18 protein-coding genes are annotated in these 14,613 nt (G+C 36.3%); 1 reads left to right on the top strand and 17 read right to left on the bottom strand.

The features are described 5' to 3' along the window. Positions 1-60: 60 nt before the first annotated feature. From FG383_RS08630 to mce, 9 genes are all read right to left on the bottom strand, one after another. Positions 61-645, bottom strand: a complete 585-nt coding sequence (locus FG383_RS08630) for a YdhK family protein (RefSeq protein WP_142606896.1) — start codon at positions 643-645, stop codon at positions 61-63. Between the two features lie 119 nt (positions 646-764). After that, positions 765-3,182 carry a heavy metal translocating P-type ATPase gene (locus FG383_RS08625; RefSeq protein WP_142606894.1) on the bottom strand — a complete coding sequence of 806 codons (2,418 nt, stop codon included), beginning with the start codon at positions 3,180-3,182 and terminating at the stop codon, positions 765-767. 83 nt (positions 3,183-3,265) lie between these two features. Then, positions 3,266-3,472, bottom strand: coding sequence for a copper chaperone CopZ (gene copZ / locus FG383_RS08620; protein ID WP_142606892.1), 207 nt, complete (start codon positions 3,470-3,472; stop codon positions 3,266-3,268). A gap of 17 nt (positions 3,473-3,489) precedes the next feature. Continuing rightward, positions 3,490-3,777, bottom strand: a complete 288-nt coding sequence (locus FG383_RS08615) for a metal-sensing transcriptional repressor (protein WP_142606969.1) — start codon at positions 3,775-3,777, stop codon at positions 3,490-3,492. Positions 3,778-3,885: 108 nt separating this feature from the next. Beyond that, positions 3,886-5,130, bottom strand: coding sequence for a DNA polymerase IV (locus tag FG383_RS08610; RefSeq protein ID WP_142606890.1), 1,245 nt, complete (start codon positions 5,128-5,130; stop codon positions 3,886-3,888). A gap of 229 nt (positions 5,131-5,359) precedes the next feature. Next, complete coding sequence (locus tag FG383_RS08605; RefSeq protein ID WP_142606888.1) at positions 5,360-5,845, bottom strand: chemotaxis protein CheW; 486 nt, start codon at positions 5,843-5,845, stop codon at positions 5,360-5,362. Between the two features lie 22 nt (positions 5,846-5,867). Further along, positions 5,868-6,980, bottom strand: coding sequence for a M20/M25/M40 family metallo-hydrolase (locus FG383_RS08600; RefSeq protein WP_142606886.1), 1,113 nt, complete (start codon positions 6,978-6,980; stop codon positions 5,868-5,870). 15 nt (positions 6,981-6,995) lie between these two features. Beyond that, a complete protein-coding gene (locus tag FG383_RS08595; protein WP_142606967.1) occupies positions 6,996-8,543 on the bottom strand; it encodes an acyl-CoA carboxylase subunit beta in 1,548 nt (515 codons plus the stop codon). A gap of 4 nt (positions 8,544-8,547) precedes the next feature. Beyond that, positions 8,548-8,958: a methylmalonyl-CoA epimerase gene (mce, locus tag FG383_RS08590; protein ID WP_142606884.1), complete on the bottom strand. Its 411-nt coding sequence runs from the start codon at positions 8,956-8,958 to the stop codon at positions 8,548-8,550. Between the two features lie 127 nt (positions 8,959-9,085). On the opposite strand from mce, the gene prli42 reads away from it, so the two are divergent. Next, positions 9,086-9,184 (top strand): stressosome-associated protein Prli42, encoded by a 99-nt coding sequence (gene prli42 / locus FG383_RS08585; protein WP_142606882.1) that lies wholly within the window; start codon positions 9,086-9,088, stop codon positions 9,182-9,184. A 343-nt stretch (positions 9,185-9,527) separates the two neighbouring features. Here the strand turns inward: prli42 and FG383_RS08580 are convergent, their stop codons facing one another. From FG383_RS08580 to FG383_RS08550, 8 genes are all read right to left on the bottom strand, one after another. Beyond that, positions 9,528-9,806, bottom strand: coding sequence for a UPF0158 family protein (locus FG383_RS08580; RefSeq protein ID WP_142606880.1), 279 nt, complete (start codon positions 9,804-9,806; stop codon positions 9,528-9,530). A gap of 396 nt (positions 9,807-10,202) precedes the next feature. After that, complete coding sequence (locus FG383_RS08575; protein ID WP_142606878.1) at positions 10,203-10,643, bottom strand: hypothetical protein; 441 nt, start codon at positions 10,641-10,643, stop codon at positions 10,203-10,205. A 301-nt stretch (positions 10,644-10,944) separates the two neighbouring features. Further along, entirely contained in the window at positions 10,945-11,385 is a 441-nt protein-coding gene (locus tag FG383_RS08570; RefSeq protein WP_142606876.1) for a GNAT family N-acetyltransferase, read from the bottom strand. Between the two features lie 213 nt (positions 11,386-11,598). Beyond that, on the bottom strand, positions 11,599-12,255 hold the full coding sequence (locus FG383_RS08565; RefSeq protein WP_142606875.1) for a hypothetical protein: 657 nt from the start codon (positions 12,253-12,255) through the stop codon (positions 11,599-11,601). 307 nt (positions 12,256-12,562) lie between these two features. Continuing rightward, entirely contained in the window at positions 12,563-12,727 is a 165-nt protein-coding gene (locus FG383_RS20865) for a hypothetical protein (RefSeq protein WP_185907887.1), read from the bottom strand. Between the two features lie 151 nt (positions 12,728-12,878). Next, on the bottom strand, positions 12,879-13,175 hold the full coding sequence (locus FG383_RS08560; RefSeq protein ID WP_142606873.1) for a hypothetical protein: 297 nt from the start codon (positions 13,173-13,175) through the stop codon (positions 12,879-12,881). Between the two features lie 210 nt (positions 13,176-13,385). After that, positions 13,386-13,661, bottom strand: a complete 276-nt coding sequence (locus FG383_RS08555; protein WP_142606871.1) for a hypothetical protein — start codon at positions 13,659-13,661, stop codon at positions 13,386-13,388. A 58-nt stretch (positions 13,662-13,719) separates the two neighbouring features. Then, on the bottom strand, positions 13,720-14,199 hold the full coding sequence (locus FG383_RS08550) for a GNAT family N-acetyltransferase (protein WP_142606869.1): 480 nt from the start codon (positions 14,197-14,199) through the stop codon (positions 13,720-13,722). Between the last annotated feature and the right edge of the window lie 414 nt (positions 14,200-14,613).

Genomic DNA, 14,613 nt, shown 5'->3' with positions numbered 1-14,613 from the left:
TAAGTGCTGTCCATATGAGGCCAGCACCTATTTTAAATTATATACGCTTTTTATACACACCTATTTAGATGACAATTCACTTTCTGTTACCCATTTATGATTTGTTACTTTTTCTCCGCCAGTCGTTGGCGTGTAATCCACCATATAAACCGTCGTTTGTTCAGCTGAATCTATTTCCGCAGTTGCACCTTGCATCCCTTTCATATGATTAGCTTCTATCGTAACTTTTGATCCTGGTTTTAACGATTTATCATCAGCATCTTTAATCTCTTCTTGAATAACCCATTTATGATTTGTCACTTTTTCTCCACCTATAGTCGGAGTATAGGAAATCGTATAAACTATCGTATCGTAAGCACCCACAATTGTTGCTTCTGCCCCCTTCATCCCTTCCATATGATCCGTTTCAATAATTGCTTGACTTCCTACTGGGTAAGTTGGATTTACTGCCACTTTCAAACCTTCTGGAACTTCCCCTGAACTAGAATGATTCATCTTAGAATGATCGATGTTCATGCTTTCTTCAGAGCTTGCATTCATATCCATATTTTCATTCGAAGTCGTTTCATTTTTATCATTTGCACAAGCGGTCAACGTAAATGCTGCGAACAAACTTACTATCCCAATCACTAATTCTTTTTTCATCGTAATCCCCCTCCATCTTTACTTTCTCCACTAACTAACTCATATTCTGTATTTGATAACAAGCACTCACGAAAATGGTGGAAAAAACTTGCCCACCGAAGTAGGCAAAGTCTCCAAAATCATTTCTCTAGTTTTACTCTTTGTAATCGTAAAGCATTCAATACAACCGACACAGAACTAAATGCCATAGCGGCTCCTGCTACCCACGGAGCTAATAAGCCTACAGCTGCAATTGGGATTCCTAGCGTGTTGTAGGCAAAAGCCCAAAACAGATTTTGCTTAATATTTCGCATCGTTTTGTGGCTCATAATGATTGCATCTGCAATGCTATTCAAATCTCCACGAATCAACGTAATATCGGCTGCTTCCATTGCAACATCTGTTCCTGTTCCAATTGCCATACCGATGTCAGCAACTGCAAGGGCAGGGGCGTCATTAATCCCGTCTCCGACCATAGCCACCTTCTTTCCAGAATCCTGTAGCTTTTTGACCTCGGCTGCTTTCCCTTCTGGAAGAACCTCCGAAATCACATGGTCAATGCCAACTTCCTTGCCGATTGCCTTAGCAGTACGTTCATTATCGCCTGTCATCATAATGACATCGATATTCATCTCTTTTAATCGTTTAATTGCTTTTTTGGATGTTTCTTTGACTGTATCTGCTACTGCAATGAGTCCCGCATATTCACCATCTATACTTGCGAGCATGGCTGTTTTCCCATTCGCTTCTAAGCCTTCCATCACTGATAGGATAGGAGAAATGTCAATATTATGTTGATACATCAGCTTACGTGTTCCAACAAGAATTTCTTTATGGTCAACGATGGTTTTAACGCCATAACCTGGGATTGCTTCGAATTGTTGTACGTCACGAAGGGATATTCCTCTATCTTGAATTCCTTGAACAATCGCTTCTGCAAGTGGATGTTCCGATTGTTTTTCAGCAGCGCCTATTAGTGAAAGGAATTCCTCCGCATTTCCCTCTTGGGATACAATTACATCCGTCAACACGGGTTTTCCGTTTGTAACAGTTCCAGTTTTATCTACAATGACCGTGTCAATATGGTGAGTCGTTTCTAAATGTTCGCCGCCTTTAAACAAAATACCAAACTCTGCGGCACGCCCAGATCCTGCCATTATAGAAGTTGGTGTTGCAAGTCCTAAAGCACAAGGACAAGCAATAACAAGAACAGCAATCAAAGCTTCTAATGCCGGAGTAATTTCTCCAGGGTGTACCCAAATAATCCAAACTAAAAAAGTGATAGTGGCAATACCTATGACAATCGGCACAAATACACCAGAGATTTTGTCGGCAAGTCTTTGAATCGGTGCCTTAGAGCCTTGCGCATCTTCCACCACTTTAATAATTTGCGAAAGCGCGGTGTCTTTTCCGATTTTCGTTGCTTCCATTTTCAGAAAACCATTTTTGTTGATCGTTGAACCAAACACAGAATCACCAGTCATCTTATCGACTGGAATACTTTCACCTGTTAGCATCGATTCATCTACAGCCGTGTTTCCTTCGAGCACTAGTCCATCTACAGGAATTTTTTCACCTGGTTTTACTAAAATTGTATCCCCGGTAACTACTTCTTCAAGTGGTATTTCTATTTCTGCACCATTTCTAACAACCAACGCCGTCTTCGCTTGAAGTCCCATAAGCTTTTTAATTGCTTCAGAGGACCGACCTTTTGCTTTTGCTTCAAAAAGTTTTCCTAATATTATAAGAGTAATTAAAACGGAGCTAGTTTCAAAATACAATTGTGCAGTATGATGTGCACCAATCGTAACGATGGCTTGATATACACTATAAAAATACGCAGCGGATGTGCCCATCACGACAAGGACATCCATATTAGCACTACCATTTCGAAGCGCTTTATAAGCACTCACATAAAACTGCCAACCAATGATAAATTGAACCGGCGTTGCTAGCGTCATTTGTACCCATGGGTTCATCAGTATTTCGGGCATATAAATAAAGGAAGTAAAGGAAAAATGACCAACCATCGTCCACAATAATGGAAGTGACAAAAGAGCAGCGATGAAAAATTTTCTTTTTTGCTTTTGTATTGCTTGCTCTCGGTAATCCATCGTATCTTTCTCATTATCCTTATGGAGCGCCCCGTACCCTAACTTCTCTATTCTTCCAATAATATCCGCAACGGAAGTTTCGGAAGGATTATATTCAACAGCTGCATTTTCAAGAGCCAGGTTAACATTTACAAATGTTACGCCGTCCATTTTATTTAACCCTTTTTCAATTCTTGTTGCACAAGCAGCACAAGTCATTCCTGTAATGGCAAATTCTCTTTTCTCCTTCGCAATCCCATACCCAAGCGCTTGAATTTTCTCTTCAAGGTCTTGCTCGCTCAACTTTTCAGGATTGTATTTAATTAACGATTTTTCAAGTGCCAAGTTAACATTCGCTTTTTCTACACCATCCATTTTACTTAACCCTTTTTCAATTCTTGTAGCACAAGCAGCACAAGTCATTCCTGTAATTTGTAGACTTGTTTCTTTTACTTCATTACTCATTTGAATTTCACCTCTCCACTTATACCTTTAGGGGGTATATAATTTTGTAAGAAAGAGAGTGCTAAAATAGCACCCTTACCCGACTATTCCACATCATATCCTTGTTCATCAATTGTTTCTTTAATCTCGCTAAGCGTAACTTTTTCGTTATCAAATGAAACATCTACTTTACCTGATTCTAAGTTTACCTTTACTTGTTCTACACCGTCTAATTGAAAAACGCTACTTTCAACTGCATTCACACAATGACCACAGGACATTCCTTGTACGCTCAATGTTATATTTTCCATCTGTATCACTACTCCTTTTATTTTCTCATTAATTTTTGAATGGTAACTAGTAGTTCGTCTAGTACTTCATCGTCGCCTTCTGTTAATCTATCTACTACACAGCCTTTTAAATGTCCTTGTAAAAGAACTTTTGCTACGCTGTTTAAAGCGGATTGAGTTGCGGATAGTTGGGTAATTATATCGTCACAATAGACGTCTTTATCTACCATTCCTTTTATTCCACGGATTTGTCCTTCTATTCGGTTTAAGCGATTTGTTAAATCTTTTTTTACATGTTCAGGATGATGACTTTTCCGACAAGACATGTCAGTTGTAACTGTATTATCTTCTGTAATATTGTCCAAGTATCCAACCTCCTATTCACCTTTATAATACAGTACCCTCGTAAGGTATGTAAAGCGAAATGATTTTGTTTATTTTTTTTCATGATCATCCAAAAAATCCTTACTAAAACTCGTTTTAGATTCTAACGAAGGTTTCTTTTTTACTTTAATACCCCGTTTAATCGTATCTTTTCCAAACTTAGTTTGTAACTGTTCGACAAGTTTTAAAATAGGTTCTTCTTTTGCATGCTCTTCAAAGTTAAAAATAGATAACTGCTCCACCGATTCTCCTTTATCGTATACGTTGTTTACCGTAACGCCGAGTAATCGGATCGGTTCATCCTTCCAAGTTGCATGGAACAATGTGGTCGCAAGTTGAAAAATCTCCTTTTCTTCAAATAATCGATTCGTTACTGTTTTGCTTCTCGTCTTATTTTTCCAATTGGCGTCTCGAATATGAATCGTGATCGAACGTCCTGCTAAATTTTTTGACTCTAGTCTAGCTGCTACTTTTATCGAAAGTAAGCGTAATACTTTTTCAATTTCGTCTACATCCGTTACATCATAAGGAAGGGTTGTAGAGTTTCCAACACTTTTCGTATCGAAAACTGATTCTGGATCCACTCCCCGATTGTCTATGCCATTTGCTCGCTCAGAAAGTCGTATTCCTACTTTCCCAAGCTTTTCTTTTAAAAGACCGGGAGCGGCATTTGCCAAGTCTCCAATTGTATTTATGCCGAATTCTTCAAACTTTTTGGATGTGCTTTCTCCAACACCGTGCATTTCTATAACAGGGAGTGGCCAAAGCTTTTCCGCAACTTCTCTTTTACGTAAAACTGTAATTCCCATCGGTTTCTTCATATTCGAAGCAGTTTTTGCCAAAAACTTATTCGGAGCGATCCCGATCGAGCTTGGCAAATCTAGTTCTCGAATGATTCGCTGTTGAATGGATTCCGCAAAAGCAACTGCATCTTGTCCCATTTCTACATCACTCACATCCATATACCCTTCATCAATGGACACCGGTTCCACAAGCGGCGTATACGAACGTAATATATCAAACATCGCTTTCGATGCAGCACGATACCGTTCAAAATTCGGTGGCAATAAAATCAGCTCGGGACACTTTCGTTTTGCCTCCCAAACAGACATTGTAGTATACACACCTTTAGCGCGAGCCTCGTATGAACAAGTGACTAAAATTCCACGTCTTTGTTTCGGATCCCCTGCAACCGCAATCGCTTTTCCTTTCAATGAAGGATCATGTGCTTGTTCGACAGAAGCATAGAAACTATTCATATCTAGATGAAATATAATTCTCGCCTTACGCTGCACATACCTCACCTCCAATTTGTATTATTCCATAATAACAATTTTACCGACAATTGAGCTATTCTGAGATATGTTTTTCCAATAGGAGCTTATTTAAATGGGATCTGGTTGCTCTTGTTGGACGATTGATTGCTCTCGCCAACTGGCTGGTTGCTTTAGATGTTTGAATGGTTGCTTTCCCATCACCATCAGTTGCCCTTTTCCGCTTTTTTCATATAAAAAGAGGTAGCTATTAATAGCTACCTTGTTCTTCTTTCTTCACATTTTCCAAATACGATTGAATATCTTTAATTCCTTCTAAAGAACGAACTAAAATAGATGGATCGACGATGGTAATCATTCGATTTTCTAAATTTGCAACCGCCGTAAAATATTGCGTTTTCGTATAATTTACTAGACCGATTTGCTTTAAATCATCCGTTAGAATGTCTAGAATTTCTTTCGCTTCCTTCACTAGAATTCCAACTGACATATCTTGTGTATGCATCGTCACGACACGAGCATTCTCATAATTTACACCACTACGATGATATAAGATTTCTTCGAAGTCGATAATTGGAACGAGTTCTCCACGAATCTTCATTAATCCGATTAAATAATTCGGTAAATGTGGGATTGGATTTACTTGTTCTAATTTTTCAATCGATACGACATGTTCAATGGGAACTGCGTATTCTTCGTTTCCACATTGAAAAACAACTACTTTTTCACTAGACAATAAACAGCACCTCCTGTATACATTATTCTGCTGCTACTTTTACAATCTCTACAAGTAAATCAGCTAATTTTTCTAGCTCTACTACTGGCATGCGTTCATTTGTCGTATGAATTTCCTCATAGCCAACAGATAAAATTACCGTTGGAATACCAAATCCAGCAATGACATTTGCATCACTGCCTCCGCCGCTTCTTTTTATATCGGCAGTTCGACCAATTTTTTCAACTGCTTTTTTCGCTACTTGTACTACTTCGTGATCATCTTCAAAATGGAAACCAGGATACATTAATTCCGTTTCGGTTTTAGCTGTACCTCCTAGTTTTTCTGCTATATCTGCGAAAGTAGCTACCATATGCGCCACTTGTGCTTCTAACTTTTCGTGATTAAGAGAACGTGCTTCCGATAAAATATGCACTTCATCGCAAACAATATTTGTTGCTTGTCCACCTTCAAAGCGACCAATATTGGCAGTCGTTTCTGCATCGATACGACCTAATTTCATCGCGGAAATTGCTTTAGAAGCTAAAGTGATAGCAGAAATTCCTTTTTCAGGTGCAACTCCAGCATGGGCTGTTTTGCCAGTAATCGTTGTCCATAGTTTGGACTGGAACGGAGCCGCAGTAACGATACCTCCAACAGGACCATCGCTATCAATGGCATAGCCGTATTTGGCTGTAAGTAGTGAAGAGTCCATTTCTTTTGCTCCAACTAAACCACTTTCTTCTCCAGCTGTAATCACGACCTGGATATCACCATGTGGTACCTCCTGCTCATTCAAACGACGAATGGCTTCAAATAAAGCAGCAATTCCTGCTTTATCATCCGCTCCTAAAATAGTCGTACCGTCCGAATAGATATAGCCGTCTTCTTTTAGAATTGGTTGGATTCCTTTACCTGGAACGACTGTATCCATATGAACAGTGAAATAAATTGCATCCACATCTGCTTTCGTGCCTTTTAAAGTGGCGATTAAATTTCCTGCACCATGTCCAGTTCGCTCAGCAGAATCGTCTTCGATAACAGAAAAACCTAATTGCTCTAATTTATCCTTTAAAATCGGCGCGATTACTTCTTCATGCTTCGTTTCGGAATCTATTTTTACTAATTCAAAAAATTCTTCTATTAAACGGTTCATCTTGTGTAGACTCCTTTATAGTGGAATATTTCCATGTTTTTTATTTGGTCTTGTTTCTTTTTTATTACGCATCATTTCTAATGCTTGTATTAACTTAATACGTGTTTCACGAGGATCGATTACATCGTCGACCATCCCCATCGAAGCCGCTACGTACGGGTTAGCAAATTTTTCACGGTATTCTTCAATTTTTTCTGCACGTACTTTTTCAGGGTCATCACTATTTGCAATTTCACGTGCAAAAATAATATTCGCAGCCCCTTGTGGACCCATTACTGCAATTTCCGCATTTGGCCATGCAAACACTACATCTGCACCTATCGATTTGGAATTTAGTGCTACATAAGCCCCGCCGTATGCTTTACGTAAAATAACAGTCATTTTTGGAACAGTTGCTTCCGAATAAGCAAATAAAATTTTCGCCCCGTGACGAATAATGCCGCCGTGCTCTTGCTTAATACCTGGGAAGAAGCCGGTCACATCTTCAAATGTAATGATTGGAATATTAAAGGCGTCACAAAAACGGATGAAGCGAGCAGCTTTATCACTTGAGTCGATATCCAATCCACCTGCCATTACTTTTGGCTGGTTACAAACGAGTCCAACCACTTCTCCTTTAATACGTGCTAAACCGATGACAATATTTTTAGCAAATTCTTTTTGCACTTCTAAAAAAGAATCCGTATCCACTACTTGCTCGATCACTTTTCGGATATCGTACGGACGAACGGCTTCAAATGGAACGATATCCGCTAAATCTGGACGATCATCATTTTCCGCTGCTACATCCGTAATTGTAGGTTTTTCCTCGAAGTTTTGAGGTAAATAACTCAAAAGTAAACGCACACTTTCCAGTACTTCCGCCTCTGTTTTACCACGGAAATGGGCGTTTCCACTAATCGTGTTATGTACTTTTGATCCGCCTAAATCTTCCGCAGAAATCTTTTCACCCGTTACTGTTTCTATCACTTTTGGTCCAGTGATAAACATTTGACTCGTCTCATCCGTCATGAAAACGAAATCAGTAATAGCAGGGGAATACACCGCTCCACCAGCACAAGGTCCTAAAATCACCGAGATTTGAGGAATAACTCCGGAGTAAATCGCATTACGATAAAAAATTTGTCCGTACCCATCCAAGGACACAACCCCTTCTTGGATACGAGCACCACCTGAATCGTTTAGCCCAATAAACGGCGCACCATTTTTAGCAGCCAAATCCATCACGTTCGCTATTTTCAGCGCATGCATTTCTCCAAGTGCTCCTCCAAATACAGTGAAATCTTGTGAAAATAGATAAATTGGTCGACCATTCACTTTCCCATACCCTGTGACCACCCCGTCACCAGGTCCTTCTTGCTTATCCATCCCAAAGTCAACTGTACGATGTTGGATAAATGGATTTAACTCGACAAATGAGCCTTTATCCACAAGTAACTCAATTCGTTCACGAGCAGTAAGCTTCCCTTTTTCATGTTGCTTTTCGATACGTTTGTCTCCGCCGCCTAATTCGATTTTGCGCTTGCGATCATATAAATCATTGATTTTATCATAAATATCCATTTGTTTACTTCGCTCCCCCTGTTTTATCACAAAGCTCATATAAAACCCCGCCAGATGCTTTTGGATGAATGAATGCGACCTGCGCACCACCCGCTCCAAGTTTTGGCGTTTCTTGAATGAGCCTTACCCCTTTTTCTTTCAGCTCATTTAAACGTTGTTGAATATTAGTTACTCCAAAGGCAACATGATGTATACCTTCTCCTTTTTTCTCAATGAAAGAATGAACCGCACTAGTTTCGTCGATGGGCTGAAGTAATTCCAGTTTTACATTACCGCTATCGATAAAAGCAACTCGCACCTTTTCAGAAGGAACTTCTTCAATATGTATTAGTTTCAAACCTAGTGTTTCTGTGTAATATGGAAGGGAATCTTCTATATTTTTCACAGCAATCCCAATATGATCGACCTTTTCCATTGTTGCACACCCCTTACTGTTTGACTATTCTCTATTCTATTGTACAGATTTCAAAAATAAATGGCTACCTCTTGTGATTTTTTTCGTTTTTGTTAAAATAGTAGTACATGCTAAAGGAGAGAATTTCATGCGCAATCAAAAATTCCGTAAAATTGTTGTCTATTTAATGATTTTAGTAATGGTCATGTCTTCCCTATTATTTGGATTAAGCTTCGTCCTGCAATAATGGATAAAAAAACAGCGGTAGCTCGCATGCTTCCGCTGTTTTTTCTATATATTTGCTATGTTAAACAAAATTGTTAATACTAAATACAATATAATAAGGTACCGTATATATACATTCTACAAAAGCGCTAATCTGTCTATGAAACAACCTATTAAGAATTAGATACTTAAAATTTAATCAATAATCGTTTTTGGTATTTGGGTCATCAATAATTCAAAGAGAGTTTTAATCTAGGACTCGGTATTCCTATTAGTAGAAAACTGTTGTAAATTATCTTCGGAAAAAATTGAATGTAGCTCATTTCAAGATCTAGTGTAGGTTGTTTGTATAAACTTGAAAAATACTATTCAATATAGTTTACGTTATTATTCTGACACCATTTTATCGCAATTTGTTTAAATCGCTCGTGACGATATAAATACCATTGATCTGCGATTTCAAATTCTACTATTTTATCCTTAAATCTTCTAAAAGCACCCTTTCTACTAATTTCTAATAATAAAGAATCCTTCTTTTGCTGATCTTTTACTGCTAGGCAAAAGTCTTCCATAATTTCATATTCATTGACTTCATGTTTAGTAGGTAACTCTATGTAATTTTCAAAGTTTTCAACAACATCCATAGCAATTATTCTATTTTCTCGTTCCCATTCACTTGAATACTCATATTATAGATCACCTTCCATTTTTATAATAATATTATAAATTTCATGTACAACAAGATATAAAAATTCCTCATAGAATATTTAATATGGAGAATCCTGAACATCGACTTCAAAAAATTATATAAATGAAGTTTTATCTTCAACTGTCCTGCCCTTTGGCTAAATTAAGAACAGGCTTTCCCCCCTTTAAGTAAAGCATCCTTTCGTTGAACAAAACTAAACTGCGGCGTTTTCAATAAGAAAAACTGATAATAGGTTAATATCCTATACATTTTTCCATTAACCTAAATAAAATAAAAAGAAGAATCCATAAATACGACCACTCGTATGGATTCTTTTTTTGTTATTATGCGGTTAGTCGCCACCTCCCCCGCCACCACCACAATCGCCTCCGCTATCACTACTAAAACCTACATTTCCGCAATCCCCATTCCCATTCCCATTCCCATTCCCATTCCCATTCCCACTGCCATAGTAGCTCCATGCGTAGTTGTTTTCAGATACGCTCGTTGGTCTCTTTTGCCCGTAATGAGATGCCGTCTTCATCTTTGTGATATCGAATAATGAAGGTAGCATCGCACCACCGATGAGTGAAGATATTATAAAACTTACTGTACTATAATTTGTACCGACTAATATGAATGTTGCAAAGGTTGCCATGAAACCAAAGACGAATAGGAAATTGATTACTTCAAAGTTGAAACCTAGTTTGAATAATAAGTATAGTAAATGGGCTATTTTAAATACGACTGTTATAGCAATACCTATAAAAATCACCATAAATATGATGTTCATAATATCCCTCCTAAAAGAAAAGTACTTGTATTTATATTACGTAAGAATATTCAAAAAGTTTGGTTTTTTCTTTTGCACATCATTTTCCATATATCAGTTTTATTAATCCCACACTCAATTACTTCCTGTAGTGTTTTAATAAAGTATGTCCAAAATGCTTTCTTCTTGCTTATTTTTATTCTTAGCCTTCCATCGTCAACTAAACTGTCCAGTTAGCTCAAAAAAGAAAAGGGCTTTACTCCTTCATGAAGTAAAGCACCCGCTAGTTAAGTAAAAATAATAATTAAAGTTTAAAATCCTATTACAATGTTTTTCTAAAGGAATAACACCATTTGTCATAGTCTAATTTATCCTGATAAAAACGGTGTGCATCACTTCTTTGTAAACCTGACTCCAAAGCTACATACTCTGCCCCACTTTCACTAGCCCAATCATGTATGTACTTTAACAATTTCTCTCCGTAACCAAATGACCGTTGAGACACATCAGTAACTAAATCATAAATAAAAATATGACGCTTATTATAAAAGTTAATTCTCCAACTTAATCCAACTAGTGAAACTATTTCACCTTCAACATACATTGCGTATAGCTTGTACCCATCTTTACTCATATCTTGAAGTAACTCTATGTATGTTTCTTCTGTTAAATCAGTTCTTAATTGCTTCATAATAGGAAAAGCTTCTAACCACTGTTTGCTATTTGTTAACTCAGATATAGTTTCTAATGTAGAATTCGCCATAATTCAATTCCTCCAATTATAAAATCCTCTCAAATTATACCATCTATTAAGACAACATTTATCCTTCAACTAAACTGCCCAGGTAGTTTATGTATAACATTTCACACTGGACCGCCGAAATCTACTTGATGATCTGGACATATAAATAGATCATCCTAATGATAGTCTTGTTTAACTAAAGCTCCCGTTAGCTTAAAAAATTTGATGAATTATTTATCTGCTTTTAATCATAATTTCTGCGGTATCTAACCCTAAACTTTTCTTTAACTCTTCTGTAATAGAGAATGAAATAGTGGCCCCTTTTTCCACATCTACAAATTTGTGATGTACTCCCGTAACAACTGTTCCATCAGTGCCATATGTTTCAGAAGGATTAGCGTTAAATTTTAAATGGTCATAATAATTCCCACTGACTTTTCCTTGTATAAAAATATCATCTGGTAAAACAACATAAGCTGGTTGTGTTTCTATCAAAGAAATTTCAATTGTGTTTTCCTGTATTTCTATTATACCGTCTCTCGGAACGGGTGATCCATTTACTTCTAACTCATAATTCCATAACTTTTTTGCTAACTCTAGTAATTGAGCATCACTATAATCATTTAAAAGTTCATCAATCAATTGATTATAATAATTTGCTTCCTCTTTCGTGTAGTTCAAATCTGTTTGAATACTATGCAATGAATCTTGAAGTTCCTCATTCTTCTCTTCTAATTTCTTTATTTGAGTATCTTTATCTTCAATAAGTTGTTTCGTAGCGTCTTTTTCATCCATTTCTATACTGTTATCCACTGAACTTTTATCTATACAAGCTGCTAAGAAAACAATCATACTTAATATTGCTAATAATAAAATTCCTTTTTTCTGCATTTAAATCCCCCTCAAATTATATTTATCTTTCCTTTTTTATTTTCCATCATTCCTTTCATATTTAATACGTTTACTCACTTCTTTTGGTTTAAAACCATAACCTGTTGCCCTCTTTCCACTCATGTTAGCCAATTCGATATTCCTGCCTATATATTGTTAGAATTTTCAGATAAAATAAACCAATAATAGGTAATTTTACTACTAAATAATATTTAAGGGGGAGAAACTTTTTACATATTTTTGTTTATATTACTTTAGCTTCCATTCTCATAGTTATGATTTCATCATCTATTCTTCGAAAAAAGAATTACCCCAAGTATTGGATACCTAGTGTTCTTTTAATAGGAATATCATTTGTAATCGCGGTCGTGGCTTTTTTCACATTGAACGGCTGGGAATCAATGAGTTTTTTCTTTTTGTTTGTTTGTATTACTATAGGTTCGCTTATTGGTACAGCTTTTTCAATGCTCATGAACTAAGCATCCGTTAGTTGAATAAAATTTTTATGGTTAACTATTGAAACCATTCCATTACAACCAGTTTTTGTTCTTTCGTATTTGAAATTGCAAGTACGAAGCAATTATCTTCTTCTAATTTGATAGGCGCCCGTTTCAGAAAAATAACTATTTATTTTTCTTACTATAAATTTCATAAGCAAAATATCCAAATAAAAAACCTATTCCAGCTCCTAAACTAACTGTAGATAGTAGAGAGATTCGGAAAAACATGCCCCAAATCACACCGATAGCACAGCCACAAAGCATTCCCATTGGTATTAAACTATCTAATATAAACTGAGCGCCTTTCGATTTTTTCTTACCTAGGTACCCTTGGTTATATTTATGTTTCAGCCTTAGAATTACAAATACTACAATCCCTCCCACTATTACAACAGGTGCATTTGCCATGATAAACTCCATGTTAGAACCTCCTTTCACTTTTTAATAAGATCATATCGGCTACTTAAAATTTTATTTCATTAAATAGTTCTAAGTCACAGATCATTATTGAGTGAATATTCAAAATCATTTGACGGAGTTCTAAAAAACCTTATTAAATGCTATCCAATATTTTTTGTTTTTAAATCATTAATCCTGCCCCGTTCGTTCCGTAACGTAGTGATAATCCCGCTATTTATATTGATTGAAATTTGTTTCATTTGGCGTTACCGATTTAATAAATGCTATATCTTTTTTATTTACATTAGGTGCAAAAAATTCCCTACCCCAATGTTCAGAATGAAAAATAGGGCTAGTATTTTTACTCAAAAAAATAGAGAACCATTTTAACTTCCCCTCTTTATCCACATAGTTAAATAATAAATAATTTAGAAGATCTAGTTCCTTATTTCCCTTGAAAATAGCAAGATTGTTTTCCATAACTAATTCAAATGAATCTTTAAACATAGATTTTGTTTCCTCGACAACCTCTTTCTCTTCAGTGTTTTAATAAAATAACTCTCAATTACTCGATGAACGATAACTTTTTCTCCATTGAAACAACTTTTATGCTTATACCGTTCGGCTTATGTACTACTTCCTCTTCATAAATGTTAAACCCTATTGAACTATATAATTGAATGTTTTTAGGTACAGTCATACGAACTTTACAAAATAATGTGTGAATTCCATTATTAATCGCATAGTCTTCTAATGATTTTAATATTTTTTTCGCAATACCTTGCCCCTGTTTTTCTGGGATAACTGATAATCTAAAAAAATAAAGACCCTTTTCGTTTAATAGAAAACGAACCATTCCTACAGGTCTATGATCTACATAACCAATGAAGCCTTGTTCTCCTTCTTTTAAAGAGGCTGATATTGATTGAACCGTCTCCTCTAAAGCACTCGAGGGTGGCACTGCATCCATATACTCCATAAATGCTCTAATCATTAAGTCATGAATTACAGCAGCATCTGATATTTCTACATATTTAAAATCCATACATCATTCTCCTCAAATATTAAGTATGTTGTAATAAGTAAAAATAATAGTGGCGAGGCCAATCCCAAAAAGGATACTTCCTGCAGCCAAGAAATTATTTATAGAACTTTCCATTACAATTAGGTATGCTGAATGATCTGCCCCACCTTGTTTAGCTATCCAATTTTCAGCAAGTGATGTTCCAAAATTAACACTGAAATAATGTTGTAAAATTTTTGTCGCTATGCAGTAATAGAATTTCTTTTTCACTTTTCGCTATTATAATCATTCCATCCTTTTTACTATAATTGTATGTTCCTGCTATAGTTCAATAGAAAAAGAGTTGACCTAAGCAACCCATGATTTAAAACTAAATTACCCGTTCGTACAGTAAGAAAGGACCAAATAATGGTCCTTTCTTGCGGATATATTCTA

The sequence above is a fragment of the Psychrobacillus soli genome (assembly GCF_006861775.1).
Lineage (GTDB): Bacteria > Bacillota > Bacilli > Bacillales_A > Planococcaceae > Psychrobacillus > Psychrobacillus soli.
Note: the sequence above shows the minus strand (reverse complement) of the source record. Positions and strands in the feature narration are given on the sequence as shown.

What these genes read in the sequence shown, in the direction of transcription:
- copZ (WP_142606892.1), bottom strand. Translation starts at nt 3,472, where the DNA reads ATGGAAAATATAACATTGAGCGTACAAGGAATGTCCTGTGGTCATTGT.
- FG383_RS08595 (WP_142606967.1), bottom strand. Translation starts at nt 8,543, where the DNA reads ATGGATATTTATGATAAAATCAATGATTTATATGATCGCAAGCGCAAA.
- FG383_RS08630 (WP_142606896.1), bottom strand. Translation starts at nt 645, where the DNA reads ATGAAAAAAGAATTAGTGATTGGGATAGTAAGTTTGTTCGCAGCATTT.
- prli42 (WP_142606882.1), top strand. Translation starts at nt 9,086, where the DNA reads ATGCGCAATCAAAAATTCCGTAAAATTGTTGTCTATTTAATGATTTTA.
- FG383_RS08625 (WP_142606894.1), bottom strand. Translation starts at nt 3,182, where the DNA reads ATGAGTAATGAAGTAAAAGAAACAAGTCTACAAATTACAGGAATGACT.
- FG383_RS20865 (WP_185907887.1), bottom strand. Translation starts at nt 12,727, where the DNA reads ATGAGCATTGAAAAAGCTGTACCAATAAGCGAACCTATAGTAATACAA.
- FG383_RS08560 (WP_142606873.1), bottom strand. Translation starts at nt 13,175, where the DNA reads ATGGAGTTTATCATGGCAAATGCACCTGTTGTAATAGTGGGAGGGATT.
- FG383_RS08580 (WP_142606880.1), bottom strand. Translation starts at nt 9,806, where the DNA reads ATGGATGTTGTTGAAAACTTTGAAAATTACATAGAGTTACCTACTAAA.
- FG383_RS08550 (WP_142606869.1), bottom strand. Translation starts at nt 14,199, where the DNA reads ATGGATTTTAAATATGTAGAAATATCAGATGCTGCTGTAATTCATGAC.
- FG383_RS08575 (WP_142606878.1), bottom strand. Translation starts at nt 10,643, where the DNA reads ATGAACATCATATTTATGGTGATTTTTATAGGTATTGCTATAACAGTC.
- FG383_RS08555 (WP_142606871.1), bottom strand. Translation starts at nt 13,661, where the DNA reads ATGTTTAAAGATTCATTTGAATTAGTTATGGAAAACAATCTTGCTATT.
- FG383_RS08615 (WP_142606969.1), bottom strand. Translation starts at nt 3,777, where the DNA reads ATGTCTTGTCGGAAAAGTCATCATCCTGAACATGTAAAAAAAGATTTA.
- FG383_RS08600 (WP_142606886.1), bottom strand. Translation starts at nt 6,980, where the DNA reads ATGAACCGTTTAATAGAAGAATTTTTTGAATTAGTAAAAATAGATTCC.
- FG383_RS08570 (WP_142606876.1), bottom strand. Translation starts at nt 11,385, where the DNA reads ATGGCGAATTCTACATTAGAAACTATATCTGAGTTAACAAATAGCAAA.
- FG383_RS08565 (WP_142606875.1), bottom strand. Translation starts at nt 12,255, where the DNA reads ATGCAGAAAAAAGGAATTTTATTATTAGCAATATTAAGTATGATTGTT.
- mce (WP_142606884.1), bottom strand. Translation starts at nt 8,958, where the DNA reads ATGGAAAAGGTCGATCATATTGGGATTGCTGTGAAAAATATAGAAGAT.